The sequence below is a fragment of the Streptomyces globosus genome (assembly GCF_003325375.1).
GTDB classification, from domain to species: Bacteria; Actinomycetota; Actinomycetes; order Streptomycetales; family Streptomycetaceae; genus Streptomyces; species Streptomyces globosus_A.
The window spans coordinates 220,766-238,418 of record NZ_CP030864.1 but is presented as its reverse complement, the minus strand read 5'-3'; the positions used below and the strand labels follow the sequence as shown (position 1 = coordinate 238,418).

The 17,653-nt window shown below is 73.9% G+C and carries 11 protein-coding genes and 2 CRISPR repeat arrays (1 of these 13 only partly in view); of the genes, 1 reads left to right on the top strand and 10 read right to left on the bottom strand.

From position 1 onward, the window contains the following. Positions 1-679: direct repeats of the CRISPR family, unit length 29 nt; unit sequence GGGGTCATCCCCGCGCGTGCGGGGAGCAG; it reaches 389 nt to the left of the window's first position. Between the two features lie 82 nt (positions 680-761). The 9 genes from cas2e to C0216_RS31930 form a co-directional block, all read right to left on the bottom strand. Next, the gene (gene cas2e, locus C0216_RS31970; protein WP_114059268.1) at positions 762-1,112 is read right to left on the bottom strand and encodes a type I-E CRISPR-associated endoribonuclease Cas2e; all 351 of its coding nucleotides are present in this window, start codon (positions 1,110-1,112) and stop codon (positions 762-764) included. After that, the gene (gene cas1e, locus C0216_RS31965; RefSeq protein WP_114059267.1) at positions 1,109-2,065 is read right to left on the bottom strand and encodes a type I-E CRISPR-associated endonuclease Cas1e; all 957 of its coding nucleotides are present in this window, start codon (positions 2,063-2,065) and stop codon (positions 1,109-1,111) included. The genes cas2e and cas1e overlap by 4 nt, the downstream gene beginning before the upstream one ends. Continuing rightward, positions 2,062-2,778 (bottom strand): type I-E CRISPR-associated protein Cas6/Cse3/CasE, encoded by a 717-nt coding sequence (cas6e, locus tag C0216_RS31960; protein ID WP_114059488.1) that lies wholly within the window; start codon positions 2,776-2,778, stop codon positions 2,062-2,064. The genes cas1e and cas6e overlap by 4 nt, the downstream gene beginning before the upstream one ends. Continuing rightward, positions 2,778-3,563 (bottom strand): type I-E CRISPR-associated protein Cas5/CasD, encoded by a 786-nt coding sequence (cas5e, locus tag C0216_RS31955; RefSeq protein ID WP_174250579.1) that lies wholly within the window; start codon positions 3,561-3,563, stop codon positions 2,778-2,780. The genes cas6e and cas5e overlap by 1 nt, the downstream gene beginning before the upstream one ends. After that, positions 3,560-4,819 (bottom strand): type I-E CRISPR-associated protein Cas7/Cse4/CasC, encoded by a 1,260-nt coding sequence (gene cas7e, locus C0216_RS31950; protein ID WP_114059266.1) that lies wholly within the window; start codon positions 4,817-4,819, stop codon positions 3,560-3,562. Before cas7e ends, cas5e begins: the two co-directional genes overlap by 4 nt. Next, positions 4,816-5,565 carry a type I-E CRISPR-associated protein Cse2/CasB gene (casB, locus tag C0216_RS31945; RefSeq protein ID WP_114059265.1) on the bottom strand — a complete coding sequence of 250 codons (750 nt, stop codon included), beginning with the start codon at positions 5,563-5,565 and terminating at the stop codon, positions 4,816-4,818. The genes cas7e and casB overlap by 4 nt, the downstream gene beginning before the upstream one ends. Beyond that, positions 5,562-10,094: a type I-E CRISPR-associated protein Cse1/CasA gene (gene casA / locus C0216_RS31940; RefSeq protein WP_114059264.1), complete on the bottom strand. Its 4,533-nt coding sequence runs from the start codon at positions 10,092-10,094 to the stop codon at positions 5,562-5,564. Before casA ends, casB begins: the two co-directional genes overlap by 4 nt. Before the next feature lie 291 nt (positions 10,095-10,385). After that, positions 10,386-11,147: a CRISPR direct-repeat array (repeat unit 29 nt; unit sequence GGGGTCATCCCCGCGTGCGCGGGGAGCAG). Positions 11,148-11,299: 152 nt separating this feature from the next. Beyond that, positions 11,300-12,151 carry a 4'-phosphopantetheinyl transferase family protein gene (locus tag C0216_RS31935; RefSeq protein ID WP_114059263.1) on the bottom strand — a complete coding sequence of 284 codons (852 nt, stop codon included), beginning with the start codon at positions 12,149-12,151 and terminating at the stop codon, positions 11,300-11,302. Between the two features lie 63 nt (positions 12,152-12,214). Continuing rightward, the gene (locus C0216_RS31930) at positions 12,215-14,047 is read right to left on the bottom strand and encodes an acyl-CoA dehydrogenase (protein WP_114059262.1); all 1,833 of its coding nucleotides are present in this window, start codon (positions 14,045-14,047) and stop codon (positions 12,215-12,217) included. A gap of 304 nt (positions 14,048-14,351) precedes the next feature. On the opposite strand from C0216_RS31930, the gene C0216_RS31925 reads away from it, so the two are divergent. Next, positions 14,352-15,110: a thioesterase II family protein gene (locus C0216_RS31925; RefSeq protein ID WP_114059261.1), complete on the top strand. Its 759-nt coding sequence runs from the start codon at positions 14,352-14,354 to the stop codon at positions 15,108-15,110. 7 nt (positions 15,111-15,117) lie between these two features. On the opposite strand, the gene C0216_RS31920 is transcribed toward C0216_RS31925, so the two are convergent. Continuing rightward, positions 15,118-17,400 carry a condensation domain-containing protein gene (locus tag C0216_RS31920; RefSeq protein ID WP_162793366.1) on the bottom strand — a complete coding sequence of 761 codons (2,283 nt, stop codon included), beginning with the start codon at positions 17,398-17,400 and terminating at the stop codon, positions 15,118-15,120. Between the last annotated feature and the right edge of the window lie 253 nt (positions 17,401-17,653).

Here is a 17,653-nt window from a genome sequence, read left to right as displayed (position 1 = left end):
GGAGCAGTCCCGCGCGTTCGCGGACAGGGACTTCGTACCGGGGTCATCCCCGCGCGTGCGGGGAGCAGCAGGCGCCGGCTGGGGACCCGCTCGCCGACGTGGGGTCATCCCCGCGCGTGCGGGGAGCAGAGGAGAACTTCTTCGCCGAGTTCGATGATGTGCGGGTCATCCCCGCGCGTGCGGGGAGCAGGACCTGGGTCGGCCCGATCGCCGTCAGGAGCGGGGGTCATCCCCGCGCGTGCGGGGAGCAGCCGGACGGCACGGACGTCATCCTCGCCGTCGCGGGGTCATCCCCGCGCGTGCGGGGAGCAGCGGTGATGAACCGGGCGAAGATCCTGGCACCGGGGGTCATCCCCGCGCGTGCGGGGAGCAGAACGTGGCACCCGACCCGGACGCCGTCTGGGCGGGGTCATCCCCGCGCGTGCGGGGAGCAGTCAGGTCCAGTTCGACCGCGCCGCAGCCCGGGGGGGGTCATCCCCGCGCGTGCGGGGAGCAGCGCCCGTTGCCGACCAGGTAGACGGTGCCCGACGGGTCATCCCCGCGCGTGCGGGGAGCAGTCGTGGTCTCCGGGATCGTCTTCTCGATGTGCGGGGTCATCCCCGCGCGTGCGGGGAGCAGCATGAGGTGCCGCGGACCCTGATGGTCGAGGGGGGGTCATCCCCGCGCGTGCGGGGAGCAGGCTACGTGAGCTGCGGGTTTTCGGAGGGGCACGGCTCGTTTAACTCACTTGCAAGGATTGCGACTTTCGGGGCATTGCCGTCCTATCGGCCGCCGCCAAAGCGGCGGCGTTTCGATGCCTTGCTCCAGCCCGGCTGGGGCTGGGGTTGCCGTGTGGTGCGGGCGCTCGGGCGGTGGATCAGGGTCAGGCCCTCAAGGTCGACCGGGTGCCACTTGTGGTCGTGCGTCTCGAAAGCGAAGCCCTGTTCGTTGTCCGTGTTGTACGCGAGCAGGGCCCGGCCGATGCCCGCGTACTGCTTCACCTCCGCCCACAGCGCCGCCCTGATCCGGGCGGACGGCCCTCCGATGAAGACGCCCGGGGAGATTTCCAGCAGCCACCGCGTCAGGAAGCCGCGCAGGCCGACCGGGCATTGGGTCAGCACGATCACCGTCACCAGGTCACCTCGTCGGCGTGGTTCCGGCCGGAGGCGACCATCAGGTCGTGGTCCGACTGGAGCATGACCTCGTCGGCCTGATCCGGACCGTCGTCCGCGCCGGCCGGCCCGTCGGGGAGGAGCAGCCGCTTGATGTCCTTGACGCAGCGGTCGAGCAGGCGGGTCTTGTTGATGGTGTCGCGCAGTGCGCGGCGGGTGCGGGGGCCGACGTCCTGGTCGCCTTCCGCCGCCACGTCGAAGGCGACCGGGATCCCGATCTCCGTCTTGTAGAAGTCGGCCACGTCCAGGACGAACGACAGTTCGTGCCCCGAGTGCACGAAGCCCAGCCCCGGTGCACAGCCGAGCGCGGCCACGACGGCGTGGGAGACGCCGTACATGCACTGCGCGGCGGCGGTGACCGCCTGGTTCGGGGCGTCGCTCGCGGCGAAGTCGCCGGGAACGTAGTTGCGTCCGTGCCAGGGGACTCCGGTGCGCTCGGCCTGGTCGCGGTAGCAGTCCCTGAGGCGCCGTCCCTCGTGGCCCAGCAGCTCCTGCCTGGTGAGCCCGGCCGGGTCTTCGTCGGGGAACCGCAGCCGGTACATCGCCCGGGCGACGTCCAGGCGCGTGCGGCGGTTGGCCCACCGGGTGGCTTGCGCTTCCACGAGCGCCGAGGAGCGGTTCAGGGAGCGTCCGCCCGCGTAGTAGCGCACGCCGTGTTCGCCGACCCAGGCGACGGCGGTGCCGCTGTCGGCGAGCACGGTCATCGCCTGGTCGGTGATGCGCGTGCCCGGGCCGAGCAGCAGGGTGCCGATGGTGGCGGAGGGGATGTGCGTGGTGCCGTCGGCGTCCTCGGCCGTGATGGCGTTCTGGTCGCGGTGGATGATGCACCGCTCGAGGTAGACGAACGAGATGCGCTCCGCGACGCGCGTCAGGTCGCGCGGGGACGAGGCACGGCGCCGAGCCACGGTCGTCACCGTGTGCCCCCTGACGCCGCAGCCAGGGTCATCAGGCCGCACCCGTACGCCTTCGCCTTGCCCAGCCCGAGGGTCAGAGTCCGCCGCAGGAGCTCGGGGTCGGTGATTTCGAGCCGGCCGTCGAAGGTGACGGTCACCAGCGGTACGCGGTTCGCCAGGCCTGTGCCGGTGTCCGTCTTGCCGAAGCGGTGCCGCTGTTCGTCGCGGACGGTGAGCTGGTGCTCGTCCCCCTGTGCGAGGCGCCGCCGTTCGGCGGGGGTTTCGAGGACCCGGAAGCCGGCCCGCTCCTGCCGGTCCAGCAGCCACCCCATCTGGTGGCGCGGGGTGCGATGGGCGGTGCGCTTGCGGATCTCGTCCGTGCTGCGGCGTACGTGGTGGACGGGGTTCGCCGTGAGCCGGAAGTCCCAGATGCCGCCCTTGGCGAGGCCGTCGAGGAAGGACGTGTACTCGTACGTCTGCCAGGCGGCTGTGGTCGGCCAGCCGGCCTGTTCGACGAGGTGGGTGAGGTCCGGGCGCTGCTCGCTGACGATGAAGAGCAGAGCCTCGGCGCGCGAGTTGCGGTCGATGCGCCAGAGGACGCGCGGGGCATGGGGGTCGCCGGGCAGTACGTCGGCGAACGACGACATCACGGCGGCGTGCATGCGCTGCGGTGAGGCGAGCAGGTGGCGTGAGCCGGCGCGGGCGGTGTTGAGTCGGAATCGGGTCAGGTACATCAGTGGCCGTCCGGCGGGAGGTGCAGGGGAAGCTGCGTGAGGTGGGCTTCGGGGGTGTGCCGGGGTGGGGGCACGGGCACACGCCGCCCGGTTGCCGTGGCGTGGTGCCGTTCGCCGGGCTGGAAGCGCGGGTTCGGCACCTCGACGGATGTCTGCACGACGGTGCGCAGCGCGTAGCGGCGGTGGGACGGCGCGAAGCTGAGCGGCTGGTCGCGGAGGGCCGTGCCGTGCGGGTCTCCGGGGGCCGCTTCGGCCAGAAGGGTCAGGCGGACCGAGGGCCGGCTTCGGTGCCGTTCCTGGTGCCATGCGGCGGCCTGCCACGGCGCCTCGCGCAGCACTGCTGCGGGATCGTCCGCGGCTCGGACGATTTCCAGGTCGACGGGCCCTTGCGGTGGGCATGAGCGCCGTCCGAGGTAGGGCAGGTGGACGGGGGCCCGCACGGCGGCGTGCAGGTCCTGCACGAGCGCGTCGTCGCCTGCGACGGCTGCGACGAAGACGGCGTCTGCCAGGTAGAAGCGCTCCGAGACGGGCATCGCCTTGCCCGTGTCGGTGTGGCGGGCCGTCTGGAAGTCCCGTACGCGCGTGCCGGCCTGGTCGATCCGTACGGCGAAGGAGAGGGCGGCCAGGTCGGAGAGGTCAGCGTTGCGCGGGCGGCCGAGTGCGGCGGCGAGCAGGCCGATGACGCCGCTCTTCGTGGGGGCGGTCTCCGTCGTGCGGCGGGCGAAGCGGGCGGAGGACCCCCATGCCTGGAGGGGGCCCGCCAGCCGCAGGGCGAGGACGCTCATCCCCGCTTGCCCATCCGTTCCGCGACGGCGTCCCCCACCCTGCCGACGAGTTCGCGGAGGTTGACCTGCTCGCCGAGCGGTGCCAGGGCTTCGGTCTGCTCGCCGACGCGGACGATCCAGGTGTGGTCCGCGGCGGCGCCGAAGGACTCCTCCACCGCGGGGACGTGTGCCGCGAGGGCCTCGCAGGCTGCCCGGACGTGGCCGTCGCCCGTGCCTTCCCGGGTCACGGGGCGTTCGAAGGCGCCGACGAAGCTGACGGGGCGGGCGGAGCGCAGCTTGACGACGACCGCGTCCGGCAGGGTGTGGTTCCCGAAGGTGTTGATCTTCCCGCTGGGCATGGAGAGGGTGAAGGCCTCGACGAAGGCTTCGACCGCACGGCGCACCGGCTCCGGAGTCGGTGCAGGTGCAGGTCCCGGTGCCGGCTCTGCGCGGCGTTCGTCGTCGGTCAGGCCGGCGTCGAGGTTGGCGGCGAGCAGGTCGACGTCGACCGCGGCGTAGCGGTAGAGGGTGGCGGAGTTGAAGTCGACCGTTCCGATCATTCCCGCCCCGGGCTCGGCGTCGCCGTTCTGGTCGTCGACGGCGGTGAAGTAGTCGGCTTCCAGGTCCACCGGGTGGACGCTGAGGGCGTGGGCGACCTGGGCGGCGGCGTCGACGTTGAGGTCGGTGTTGTCGGCCACCATCCGGCCGAAGAGGGCGATGTCCACGGAGTGCCGGGTGGCGGCCGCCTTCTTCGCCCGGCTCTTCACCTCGGGGTCCTTGAGGTGCACCTTCGGGTCGGCTTTCTTCGCGATGCCCTCGAGGGCCAGGTCCGCGAGCAGGTCGAGCTGGCGGGCGCTGAGGAACAGCAGGTACGAGGACTGGGGTGCCTGCGGCTCGGGAGCCCCCTCGCCCCGCGGGTCGCCCTTGCCGCCCTTCGCACCGGTCTTGCGCGCCGGGGTCTCGATCTTGGCCCCGGTGGCGACCTGGATGACCTCGGCGGCCATCGGCCACACCTGCTCGGCGGTCAGGGACGTCTCGCGCGCCGTGATGCGCCGGGTGAGGGCGTCCACGACCTTCTTCGTCCTGACGCCCAGGTCTGCCGGGTCCAGCAGTTCCCCGAAGGCGTTGCGCGTGGCCTTCTTCCAGGCCTGGCTGGACACCCTGGAGCGGCGGACTCCGCCGTAGACGGCGCTCTTCGGGGCGCCGGTGTCGTCCCTGTTGATGTTGCTCGGCGGCACCGTCTGGAGGATGTGCACGTCGAGGATGGTGCGGCTCATGTCTCGTCCTTCGTGTCGTTCGGGCCGGCGCCGGTCTCGACCGGCCCGCCGGGTGCGTCGTCCTGCTGCGCGCCGTGGCCGGCAGCGGGCTGGTGGGCGTGGAAGCTGCGCCCCCAGGCCTGGCGGACCAGCGCGGGCCCGCCGGGCCGCTGCCAGCGGTCGAGCTGCTCGGCGAGCAGGCCGTAGTCGAGGGGGATCTCGGCGGCCCGCAGGAGTACGACCAGTTCCCGGAGCCGCTGGGCCAGCACGTCGAACGTCGTCGCCGTGCCCGCGCGGACGAGCCGCTTGCGGATCGGCTCGTCGGAGTCGGTGCCGGACATGAGGCGTCGTACGGCCGTGCCCAGGGAGGCTCCGTCCTCCACGTGCATCCGCTTGGCCCGGTTGGACTGCTGGTGGAGGGCCCACAGGGTCACGGCGACGTGGGCGGCGCGCTCGGCGCGCAGTGCCTCGGCTTCGTCCACACGGCCGCGGCCGTGCACGGTCCGTGTGGCGTAGAACTGCTCCATGCCCACGAGGCCCCACAGGTCGGGCGTCTCGGTCGCCTGTCGGCCGATGCCCCTGCGGAGGCGTGCGAGGGCTTGTACTGCGTGGGATACGTCGTTGCGGTAGTCGTGTTGGAGGGTGCGGATGCGCTGGGCGACGGCTTGGCGGACCGGCCCGTGCTCCGTTCCTGCGCCTGTGGTGCGTTCCGGTTTGCGTTCCGGATGTTCGGCGGGCGCCGGGCTCCTCGGCGCGGTCTCCGTCATCGGACTGCCTCCTTGCTGGGGTCTGCTCCACACGCGGGTGCGGCCGGGTCGAGTGGTGCGGTGTCGTTACGCAGCCCGAGGGCCTTGTTGAGCCGGGCGTGGAAAATGCGTTCGGAGCGGGCGTGGTCGAGCCAGCCGGTGTCGCCGGCGTCCGCGAGCAGAGTGGAGGCGGTGTCGCGGAGGATCCAGTACGCCGTCCGCTGCCAGACAGCACGCGCGTCGGAGGGGTCGGGTGCGTCGCCGAGGCCGGCCAGCCACTGGCGGTACGGGCCGTCGAGCAGGCCGAAGCCCAGATCGCGGGCCGTGTCCCGGGGGGCTTCGGCGGCCCTACGAGAGGCTGCGGCGAGGTCTGCGGCCAGGTCCGCGAGGGCGTTGACCGCCTTGGTGCTGTCCTCGACTGCCGCGACGGCCTGCTGCGCGTAGCGCTGATCCTGTTCGTGGAGAAGGACCACGGGCATGGCGAACGCGTCGTCGACCACTTCGTCGATGACCGACTGCTGTGTGCCGTAGACGGCGCCGATCAGCCGGGGCCGGATCAGCAGGTCCCGTGGGAGGAGCCGTTCGTGGGTCAGTTCGGCGATCCACTTGAGCACACCGGCCCGCAGGTACGGGGCCGGCTCAGTCCGCTGTCCGGGCTGCTCCTCGCCGACGGAGGCAAGGAGTGAGGCGAGGCTGCGCCAGGCGGAGCGGGCGGGGTCGTGCTGGCGGGGCATGTAGACCGGGGAGCGGCCGAGCTTCTTCTCCTGCGGGATGCTGCGGCGCCAGCCGCTCAGGGGTTCGTGCCGGTGGGCGTCCGCCACCGGCAAGGGGTCGCCGTAGGAGAGGACCACGCCGTGGACTGCGGTGCCGTCGTGGTGGAGGCGGATGCGCCGGGACTGCCAGGTGTAGAGGTCGCGAGGCCCTGTGGGCCGGGTGGTGAGGTCGTCCTGCGTCTGGGGACCGCACTGCTCCCGGCGCCAGGCAGGGCGGTCGTTCTTGACCGTGGTGACGGCCGTGCCGTCCGCGGGGATCAGATTCAGGAGGAGCGTCTGCTGGAGGCTGTCGCCTTCGGCGAACAGTCCTCCGATGTTGCCGGCCCAAGCCACACCCTGCGGGTAGCCCTTGCCGCCCTTCACACGGGGGTCGCCCACGGCCCCGGACTTGATGCCGGAGGTATCGAAGGCCTGGGCGTGGACGAGCCACCTGGCGGCTTCGGCGAAGGTGAGCCGTTCGACGCCGGGCCGGCGCATGGTGAAGAACGCGTCGCCGTTCGGGATGTCGGCCACGATCCGGTTCAGGGAGAACACTTCGTCCTTCTGCGTGCGCAGGTCCGCGACTTGGAAGAACGGCCGGGTGGGGTGCAGGAGGTCGAACCGCTCCCGGTGGCGGTCGAGGTAGGGGCCGACCGCGGCGAGGGGTTGCGGGCTTTCGCTCAGGTCCTGCCAGGCGTCGATGTCCGGGGGGCCGTCGACCGCGTCGTGGAGGATGGCCAGCAGCAGGCGCATGAGGGCGAATTCCTGCGTGGGCAGGTCGCCCACGATCCGCCGGATCCCGGCGGCCCGGGCGAAGACCTCTCTGAGGGAGAGCTCCGCCGTGGAACCGTCGCACAACTGGACGCCCAGCCAGGGGCGGGAGACCAGGTCGAATCCGGGAACGCCTTTCACCAGCTTCACGTCCTTGGTGCCGGCCGGAGTGACCTCCAGGCCGTCGGTCTCGCTGTAGTGGAGGTCGAAGCCTGCCAGCCGGGCGCGGCAGTCCTCGTCGAGCACGAGAAACAGTTCTCCGGCGAGCATGTGGCTCTCCTTGGCCTGCCATGCGGCGGGGCAGAACTGCTCGAGTTCGCCGATCACCTGGTCGATGAGCCACAGCTTGCCGAAGTGGTACGGGAGCCGCAGCGCGCTGGCGACGGCCGCGCGGGCGGCGCGGGGCGGCGGGACGGCGTCCAGAGGCAGTTCGAGCCCGCCCCTGCCCCGGTCCAGCCAGGGCAGGGTGGTGTACGTGCCGTCGCGGCGGCGCTGGACGACGAGCACCTCCAGGGCCTCCTCGCTGTCTCTGACCTGGGCGCGGCCGGCGCGGGTGTCTTCCGCGTCGCCGACTCCGGCGTCGATCCAGCCGATCAGGGAGCGGCCGGGCCTGCGCGCCTGGTCGAGGAGGAAGGTCTGCGCCTTCCGACGCTTCTCCGCGGTGTTCCTGTCGTGTTCGCCCCGGGCGCTGTCCACGGCCGCGGTCCAGGCCTCGGGGGCGGGTGGCCTCGTATCGCCGTAGGCGGCCTGCACGAGGGGGCTGATGCGGTCGGGGAGGTCGAGGGGCCTGCCTTCGAGATGCGGGTGCAGCACGGCGAGGGACCGCAGAAGGGCGTGCCGTCCGTAGACGGCGGCAGATCCTTCGGCGGGGCTGGGCGGTCCTGCATCCCAGTCGACGCCGGTGATGAGGCATCTCGGGACGCGCAGCCGCTCCGGGCGGCCGGCCTGGCCTTCGCCACGCTGGTGGCGGTGCAGCCGCCCCATGCGTTGGAGGACGAGGTCGACGGGGGCGAGGTCGGTGACCAGGATGTCGAAGTCGATGTCGAGCGACTGCTCCGCGACCTGGCTCGCGACCACGATGTGCGGCTGCGGCCCTGCGGGGCGCGTGCCCCCCGGGCCGAACCGGGCGACGAGGTCGTCGTCCTTGCGGGCCCGGTCGAGGTCGGTGAACCGGGAGTGGGCCACGGTGACCGCGTCGGGGCCGAAGCGTTCGCGCAGTACGTCGGCACTCTGGAGGACACGGTCGACGGTGTTGCGGACGACCAGGGCGCAGCCGCCCCCGGCGAGTTCGGCCGCCAGGCGGTCGGCCAGGGCGGAGGGGTCGTCGTCCAGCTTCTCGACGGTGATCGAGAGGTGTCGGCCCGCGGCCGCAGGGGGCGTTCCGACGATCGTCTCCCGGCCTTCGGAAACCACGCTGATCAGTGGATAGGCGCTGGTTGCGGTGAGGGCTCCGGCCTCGTCGGCCCCCTCGGAGTAGGCGAGGGCCAGCGCCCGGCGCCGATCGGCGGGCAAGGTTGCGGACAGCATCACGACGGGGACCTTGTAGCGGCCGAGCCAGGACAGGACGCGTTCGAGGTATGCGTTCATGTACGCGTCGTAGGCGTGGACCTCGTCGATGACGACGACCTTGCCGGCCAGGGCCAGGTGCCGCAGCACCAGATGCCGGCTCTTCAGTGCGGCGAAGAGCAGCTGGTCGATGGTTCCGACGACGAACGGTGCCAGCATCCCCTTCTTGCGGCCGCGCAGCCACTGGTGTGCGACGAGGGCCGACGCTGCCGCGCACCGGTCGTCTCGGAGGGACCGCAGCGAGGTCGGATCCCCGTCGAGGTCGACGGCTGCGATAGAACGGCTTCCTGCGCGGAGGTCCGCCGCGAAGGCGTCGTCGAGGAAGCCCTTGGAATGGGCCAGGTAGACGGTGCGTGCCCCCTCGCCCGGAAGACGGTCGAGCCACTTGCGGAAGCGGCCGTACATGGCGTTGGCCGTCGCCCTGGTCGGCAGTGCGACGAAGCAGCCGCCGGCCCGCGTCCGGGAGGCGAACACCTCCGCCACGGCGAGTGCCGCCTCCGTCTTGCCCTCGCCCATCGGCGCCTCGATGATCATCAGGCCCGGGGTGGGGGTCGCCCGCGCCAAGCGGACGGCTTCCTCCTGCAGGGGACGGACGGCGGGAAGCCCGAAGCGCGCTTCGAGCAGGCCCCGCACGTCCTCCTCCACGATCGGCGCGGTCCAGGGCGGCGGCAGCTCGATGCCGCGCCACGCGGCTTCGATGCGCTCGGCGTCGCTGCGGTGCCGCTCCTCGGGGTAGAGGAGGAAGAGGTCGGAGTTGCTGGCGATCCAGTCCGCGAGGATCACGAGGGCCAACAGCACGACCTGCACCGGCTGGGGCAACTTGACCGCGCTCCAGTCGTGCAGGCGGTCCCGCACTCCATAGGCCGCGGTGGCCGCGTCGAGCAGCTCGTTCTGCACGGCGCGCCACAGGCGGTCGGAGGACCCGGGTGTGCGCAAGAGCTCGGGATGCTGGTGCAGGGCGTGGAAGTGCTCGTGGCCGGGAAGTACCCCGTGGTGCCCGCCGATGGCCCCGGCGAACGCCATCGCCGCCCGTGGTGACCACCCGCGCCCCTCCAGCCACTCCTCCACGAGGGCCTGGCCGGCCAAGCCGTGCGGAGCGCGCCTGCGGGCGTCGCCGAACTGCCGGGGCGTGGGCATGTCCAGCCCCACAGACCTCATACGCTCGGCGAGTTGGTCTACCTGGCAGGCGAAGGCGGGCGTCGCTTTTCCGATGTCGTGGACGGCCCCCAGCCACACGGCGAGCCGCCGCGCATCGCGCTCGCCGTCGGGGAGGCTATCCGCCACGAGGCGCCGAACGTGATGCGGCAGCCACTCGTCCCACAACCGCTCCGCCATCGCGGCGGAGTCCGCCATGTGCCGCCACAGCGGCAGCCACTTCGAGGTCTTGTCCTCGTGCTTCGCCCACACGCTCCGCGCCGCCGGTGACAGCGAAGCGCTCCAGTGCGGTGCGTCGTCGTGCATCTCGATCCCCCCAGGACCTCGGTACGCGCACCCGGGCGGGAATCCCCATCCCCGCCCGGAGAGCGGGCTCCCGGGCTCGCCGCGCTGGCGGAAAGGGGAGCCTGTTCATGATCCGGGCTCCAGGCGCGGTCCGAACGCCGCTTCCCAGACATCACCCATATGAGTGAACGAGACTGGCGACGAAGAGGTGCATCGCCGCGCCGAATCCCGCGCCCGGATCAACGGGCTGCAACGTGCGAACGGCAGGCGCGAACAGCAGCCTGTACTCCAGTGCCTGCCCGGCATGTCCGCGGGGCCATCCCCGCGTGCGCGGGGAGCAGTCGACGTCGTCGGGCCCGTGGTCGAGGGGCACGGGGTCATCCCCGCGTGCGCGGGGAGCAGATCGCCGAACTCCGCCGGTCCGTGGACGTGGGGGGGGTCATCCCCGCGTGCGCGGGGAGCAGTCGGAGATCAGGTCGTTGGTCAGCTGTGACGCGGGGTCATCCCCGCGTGCGCGGGGAGCAGACGGCCTCGGAGACCTGGCGGCCCCCGAGTGAGGGGTCATCCCCGCGTGCGCGGGGAGCAGTGGACATGGACCGTCCACGCGCTGAGCTTGCGGGGGTCATCCCCGCGTGCGCGGGGAGCAGTCGTGCCCTGCCTGCCCGCCGACGCCGGGGGCGGGGTCATCCCCGCGTGCGCGGGGAGCAGAGACGATGACCACGAAGCGCACGATGGACGACGGGGTCATCCCCGCGTGCGCGGGGAGCAGGCCCTGATCGCCAAGTGGATCAGCTATCAGGTGGGGTCATCCCCGCGTGCGCGGGGAGCAGGATAGAGCGCGCGACGGTCAACACGCAGCAGCGGGGTCATCCCCGCGTGCGCGGGGAGCAGCGCTCCCCGACGGCGCGACCGGGCTGACCGTCAGGGTCATCCCCGCGTGCGCGGGGAGCAGCCCGCCTCCTCGCGGACGCGCAGCCCGTTGTTGGGGTCATCCCCGCGTGCGCGGGGAGCAGTCCGACGGGACCGGGGCCGGCGGCACCGTGCCGGGGTCATCCCCGCGTGCGCGGGGAGCAGGCTACGTGAGCTGCGATGTTATGCGAGAAGGCGCGCGGTTCTGAGCACTTTCACAGAATCCGGCAATATGCTCGAATGGATCAGACGGGATGTTTTCGACATGAACGGCTCGTAGAGCGGGGAGGCGAAGCGGGGTTTGACTGGAAGGCGGGTCACCCCGTTGCCAGGGCGTCCTCCACCGCCGCCATGAACGCCGGGTCCAGCATCGTGTCGACCGCCGTGTCGCGGGCCGTGTCCAGGCCCGTGTCGTGGCATGCCGTGCTCAGCAGGTAGCGGTCGGCCAGGACCGGGTGCGTCGCGAACGCCCATTCCCCGCCCGCGGCCGGGGTGCCGTCCGGGGCGATCAGGCCGCCGCCGGTCAGGCCGAAGCCGAACTCGGTGAAGCCGAGCTGGAGGCCCTGCCCGAGGGCCTTGGTGTACGCCTCCTTCAGCGTCCACAGCCGCAGCAGCTCCGCGGTCTGCCGCTCCCCCGACATGCGGGCGAGCTCGGCGTGTTCGGCGGGGGTGCACATGTGGCTGCGGAGCAGCTCGAAGGACATGCGGCGGTCGGCCGGCTCGACGTCGACCCCGATGCGGCCGGTGCGGCAGACGCCGACCGCGATGAGGTCGTCGGTGTGGCTCAGGCTGATGTCGATCTGGTCGAGCCCGCGGATGAACGGGCGCCCGCCCAGCTTGTACGCGAGGTCGAACGCGGCGGGGCCGGTGCACAGCGCGGCAGCCGCCGTGTACTTGATGATCATGCGGGAGGTCAGGAAGCGGTACCGGATCGCCGCGTCGGCGGTGCCGCGGTAGCGCTGCCAGTCACGGCCGAGCAGCGGGCGCAGGCCCGGCTCGGCGAGGGCCGCGGGCAGCCATTCTCCCCAGGTCGCGTACACGACGGCGCTGCCGTACCGGTCCAGTCCGCGGTGGACCTCGTCCCACGGCCCGTGCGGGCCGGGGACGTGGACGGGCGGCGCGATGCGCGTCGCGGTGCGCGGCGCGTCCGGTGCGGGGTGGTCCGGCATGGGCGGGCTCCTCCTGTGGGCGGTTCTGGGGCCGGTGCGGGCGGGCGGATGCTTCGCCGGGCGTCACCGTGCGAGCGGGAGCCCGTCGAGGTCGCAGCTGCGGCTGTCGCGGTAGCGCGCGGACAGTTCGGCGAGCATCCGGTCGAGGACGCCGTCGGGGAGTTCCGGCACGGGGATGCCCATGCGGCGGCCGATCCGCGTCAGGGCGAGCACGGCCCAGGCCGGGTCGGCGAGGAACGGGTCGCGGCCGTCCTGGGAACGGGACTCCCACACGCCGAGGACGCTCGCCGCGGCGAGGACGAGGGCGTACCGGTCGGAGAGGGTGACGACGGCCGGGTCGGTCAGCGACTCCCGCGTCTCGCGGATGCGCAGGCAGCGGGCGCGGAGCCCGCGCAGCTCGTTGACGAAGGTCTCGGCGAGTTCCGCGAGCGCGGCGAGGTCGCTCGCGGGGCCGCCGTCGGCCCGGTGCGGTGCGAGGCGTTCGGCGGTGCCGGCGAGGGTGGCGGAGAGGAAGTCGTCGCCGCTGGCGATGCCGAGCAGCCGGTAGTCCAGTACGGGCAGGGGCGCGCCGGCGCGGAACAGCGCGGGCGGCGGCTCCTCGGCGCTGAACCAGGACCGCTCGGCGAGGCTGCGCAGCTGCGGGACGATGACGGCCTGGCAGGCGGCCGTCCCGGTGTGGCCGAGGCCGGCGACGGGCAGGTCGCGCACCAGCTTGTCGAGGGAGCCGTACTGGGGGCTGCGGTGCTCGTACCCGTGCGAGCCGAGGACGGACGCGAGGGCTTCGAGGTCCTCGCGCAGCAGGTCCGGTACGACGTACTTGACGGCGGCGGCCAGGACGTGGCTGCGCTCGGGCAGCAGGCTGAGCGCGCGCAGCGCGGTCGTCGCCATGCTGTCGCAGGCCAGCAGGTCGGCGAAGACGCCGGTGAGCGGCTTGTACCAGCGGCGTACGGTGCGCCCGCCGCGGCCGGGGGTGACGGCGCGGACGGCGGAGTGCAGGACGGTGTCGGCGGCGGCGACGGCCAGGGCGGGGATCAGGCAGCGGTTGACCTGGAAGGTGCGCAGCGCGAGGGCGACGCCTTCGCCGGGCCGGCCGACGAGGGCGGACGACGGGACGGGCGCGCCGGTGAACTCCAGGCCGGAGAACAGCCCGCCGCGCATGCCGGGGGTGGGGACGCGGGGCAGCCGGGTGACGGTGCCCGCGGGGAGGTCGGCGGGGTCGAGGAGGAGCACGGAGTGGCTGCGGGGGCCGCGTTCGGGTGCGGTGCGGGCCCAGACGACCCAGGCGGCGGAGCGGGACGCGTTCATGATGACGTCCTTGCGCCCGCTGAGGGTGTAGCCGGAGCGGCCGGGGGTGGCGGTGAACTCGTCGCGGAGGATGGCGTTGGCGTGGGCGACCTCGTGGTGGACGATCGAGGCGCGGCCGCCGCGCAGGAGCAGCCCGGCGGTGTCGGCGCGCTGCCGCTCGGTGCCGGCGGCCCAGACGGCGGCGGTGCCGAAGAGCGAGGTGATGCCGTAGCCGAAGCCGAGGGCGACGTCGCGGCGGAAGACGGGGCGGAGCACTTTGGCGAGCAGGTCGGCGCGGGTGAGGCGGCCGCCGAACTCGGCGGGCACGAACTCGGCGCCGAGGCGTGCGTCGGTGAGCAACTGCTCGGTGGCTGCGGGGGGTTCGCCGCGAGTGTCGGCAGCGAGGAGCTCGGCCAGGCCGTGCGGGTTGGCGGGGTCGAGCGGGTCGCCGAGCAGCGCGTCGAGCCGCGCGGCGCGGGCAAGGGCGGCGGCCTCCTCGGGAGCAACGGCGGGCGCCCCGGCGGGGACCGCGGCGACCCGGCCCGGCGCCGTGCCGGCGGGGCCGGGGACGGCGGCAGCGGTACCAGCGGTGGTCTCGGTCGTCGTGGCCATGGCGGCGTGGATCAGCTCCTTCGTTACAGGGCTCGGGGGGCTCGGTCCTCACGGAGCCGCGGGGCCGGGCTGTTCCGTGGCCGGTCCGTAGCTGGTCCGTACGGACGACCAGCGTCGCGACACCCGCTCGACGTTCACTCGAACCCCCGTCCAATCCCCTCCACTCGCGTCGAACCCCCGCACGGTCAGGCTGCAACGTGCAGCCGGTTGTGCCGACGCCATCCCCGCTCAAGGGAGGTTCGAAGGGGGCACGATGCGGGGTGGGGAGATTGGCCCGTGCCAGTGGATGCGTACGGGAGGTGCGATGAGCGCGAGGAGCGCGGGCGGGGCGTGGGTGCGCCGGTTCCATCCGGCGCCGGAGGCGGCGGTGCGGTTGGTGTGCCTGCCTCACTCCGGGGGGTCGGCCAGCTACTTCTTCCCGTTCTCGCGGGCGCTCTCCCCCGCCCTGGAGGTGCTCACCGTCCAGTACCCGGGGCGGGGCGACCGGCGGGCGGAGCCGTTCGTGACGGACGTGCAGGAGATGGCGGACCGGGTGTACGCCGAGCTGCTGTCCTGGTCGGACCGGCCGCTCGCGTTCTTCGGGCACAGCATCGGCGCGACCGTCGGCTTCGAGGTGGCGCTGCGGCTGGAGGCGGCGGGCATCGAGCCGCTCGTGCTGTTCGCGTCGAGCCGCCGGGCGCCGTCGACGCACCGGGAGGGCGAGTACGACAACATCGGCGACGACGAGTGGGTGCTGTCCACCGTGAAGGACCTGGGCGGCACTCCGGACGAGCTGCTGACGGACGACCGGCTGCTGCGGATGAGCCTGCCCGTGCTGCGGGCCGACTACGAGGCCGCGCGGTCCTACCGGTACCGGCCCGGGCCGCCGCTGCGCTGCCCGATCGTGGCGTTGGTCGGGCAGCGCGACACGAAGGTGTCGCTGCGCGAGGCGGCGGCCTGGCGCGGGCACACGGACGCGGAGACCGAGTTCCACTGGTTCGACGGCGGGCACTTCTACCTCAACGACCACGTTGAAGATGTCGTGGGGCTTGTTCGGAAGCGGCTGCTGCCCGCCGCCGTCTGAGCAGTCGTCAGCCGCTGTGGCCGTGCGGTGCCGCCGTGCGCAGGGTGCGGGCGAGGCCGCGGGCCGAAGCGGCGACGGCCACGGGCGGCGGGCGCCAGCCGTGCGCGCCGATGCGCCGTGCGACCTCGTACGCGAGCTGCCCGCCGCCGGAGTGGCCGCCGAGGAGCAGCGGTTCCCCGGCGGCGAGTGCGGGCCGCAGGGCGCGCAGGCAGGCGGCGGCGTCCGCGGGCGGCGCGACGGTGGCGAGGGCCTGCGGGCCGCGGTAGGCGTCGGCGACGCCGGCGTAGCAGTCGGCGGTCGCGCCGGGCGGCGGGACGAGCAGGACCGTTCCGGCGCCGGGGTGCGCGGCCGGCCGCAGCTCGACCAGGCCGGTGCCGCGGGCCGCGGGCGGGGCTGCCGGCGTGGCCGGCCCGGCCGCCTCCGCGAGAAGGCGCAGGAACTGCCTGGCGGGCGTGGTGCCGTCGGCGTCCGCCGGAAGCTCGCGCAGCAGCAGCGCGGTCTGCCCGAGCGCCGCCTCGGCCTCCGCGTCGGGGATGCGGGTGCGGTCGTTCACGGCGGTCAGCACCAGCCCGCCCTCGCAGTCGTGGTGCGCGCGGATGCTGATCGGCAGCGCCGTGTACGCGTCGACGGCCTGCGGCCGCCCCAGCTGTACGCCCTCCTCGGCGAGCTCGGCCTCCACCGCGGCCGGCGGCCCGGGATGGAAGGGCGGGCCCGCCGGGGGGTCGAACGCGAGCAGCGAGGCGGTGAGTTCGCTGTCGGCGCCGCGGCCGCTCCAGGTGTGGATCTGCCCGTGCGACACCCATTCGTACGAGGAAGCACCGAGCGTCGCCCCGGCCAGGTCCGCCAGCAGCCGAACGACGGGCGCCGACGGGTCGACGCGGACGTGCAGCGGCAGCGGCCCCTGGAGCGGGGCGGGCAGGCCGGCGGCGCCGCGCAGGGTGATGCCGCGCCCGGACGCGGCGACGGCGAACGCGACCGGCGACGGCCGGAACCCGGAGCCCGTCCCGCGGTGCAGCAGCAGCGCCCAGGCGGCGCCGAGCGCGGTGGATTCGGCGGCGCCGTGCCGTGCGGCCCATTCGCGCAGCCGGACTGCTTCGCCGGGGGTCAGCCGGATACGGGCGCGGCCGTGCCCGGTGCGGGCGGGCCCGGTGCGGGCGGGCCGGTCGCCGCGACCCGCGACGACGGCGGCGGCCGCGGTGGGGGGCAGGGTGCGGGAGTCGGCCGGGGGGACGGCGCGGGCCCAGTAGGCGCGGGGGGCGGTGTCGTCCTGGCGGGCGAGCCAGTCGAGGTGGTCGCGGACGTCGGGGCGGCGTTCGCCGCCGCGGGTGCGGCCGGCGGCGAGGTAGGCGCGGTAGAAGGAGCGCAGCAGCAGCCGGACGCTCCACCCGTCGAGCAGGGCGTGGTGGAAGGTGAGGATGACGCGGGTGGGGCCGGCGGGGCCGGCCTGCTCGTCGAGCAGCGCGATGCGCAGCGGGCCGGGGCGGTGCAGGTCGAAGGGGCGGAGGCGTTCGCCGACGAGCAGCGAGTGCCAGTCGGCGGAGCCGTACGGGTGGCGTACGGGGTCGGGGGCGGCCTCCGGGTGTACGACGACGCACGGCCCGGCGGCGGCCGAGTCGGCGGCGTGCTCGGCGAACGCGGCCCGCAGCACGGGCTCCTGCGCGGCCACCGCCCGCCAGGCGTCGCGGAAGCGGCGGGTGTCCAGGGGCCCGTACCAGCGCCAGTGCAGCTGCTCGACGTGCAGCGGCGCGGCACCGGACCGCGCGGTGAGCGCGTCGAGCAGCACTTCCCGCTGCCGGGGGGCTGCGGGCAGCCCGGCAGGGGGTACGGCCGCGGCCCGGCCGCGCCTGGCCCGCGCGGCCGCGGCACCGGCCCGAGCCGTCGCAGTGCCCGCACTGGCCACACCAGCGACACCAAACGCGCCTGCCGCGCCTGCCGCCGTTGTCCCCGCCCCTGTGCCCGCCCCCCGCGACGCGGTGCCGTGCGCGGGCAGGGGGTGCTCCGCCGGCAGCCCTGCCTCGTCGTCCCGTGCGGCGGCGGCCGGCACTGCCGCGTCCGCAGCAGCTGCGGTCTGCGGCGGCGGGGCGGTCAGCAGGTCGGCGAGGGCGCCTGCCGGGCAGTCGCCCGACTCCAGGCGCAGGGTGTGGTGGGTCGCGGAGTGCCGGTGCAGGGTGTGGGTGCTCGGCGGGAGTGCCGCGAGCGCGGCCTCCAGGGCGTCCGGGTCAAGTGGGCCGCGCAGGTCCAGGGCCGGTGCGGGACCTGGGGCGATGACCACGGTCAGGGCGGCTGCCATCGGTACCCCTCCTCGGCGTGGGCCTGCAAAGGGGACCATGATGCATGCCTCTGCCACGTATCGCTGACACGGCCTGACGCGCCGCCGGGGTGGCGGCGGAGCCCCGCCGGAGGGGGCGTGGGTGGAAGGGTTCCGGCGGGGCCCTGCCGTGCCGCGGCCGCAGGTACCGCGGGTCCGGGGCCGGCCCGCAGGGAGCGGCGGGCCGGGGGTTGCGGCCGGTTCCGGCAGGCAGCCGACCAGCGGCGGGCGGGTC

Bases quoted from the DNA above. Each gene is read 5' to 3' on its own strand.
- cas7e (WP_114059266.1), bottom strand. From the start codon at position 4,819: ATGAGCCGCACCATCCTCGACGTGCACATCCTCCAGACGGTGCCGCCG.
- cas6e (WP_114059488.1), bottom strand. From the start codon at position 2,778: ATGTACCTGACCCGATTCCGACTCAACACCGCCCGCGCCGGCTCACGC.
- C0216_RS31925 (WP_114059261.1), top strand. From the start codon at position 14,352: ATGAGCGCGAGGAGCGCGGGCGGGGCGTGGGTGCGCCGGTTCCATCCG.
- casA (WP_114059264.1), bottom strand. From the start codon at position 10,094: ATGCACGACGACGCACCGCACTGGAGCGCTTCGCTGTCACCGGCGGCG.
- C0216_RS31920 (WP_162793366.1), bottom strand. From the start codon at position 17,400: ATGGCAGCCGCCCTGACCGTGGTCATCGCCCCAGGTCCCGCACCGGCC.
- cas5e (WP_174250579.1), bottom strand. From the start codon at position 3,563: ATGAGCGTCCTCGCCCTGCGGCTGGCGGGCCCCCTCCAGGCATGGGGG.
- casB (WP_114059265.1), bottom strand. From the start codon at position 5,565: ATGACGGAGACCGCGCCGAGGAGCCCGGCGCCCGCCGAACATCCGGAA.
- C0216_RS31935 (WP_114059263.1), bottom strand. From the start codon at position 12,151: ATGCCGGACCACCCCGCACCGGACGCGCCGCGCACCGCGACGCGCATC.
- C0216_RS31930 (WP_114059262.1), bottom strand. From the start codon at position 14,047: ATGGCCACGACGACCGAGACCACCGCTGGTACCGCTGCCGCCGTCCCC.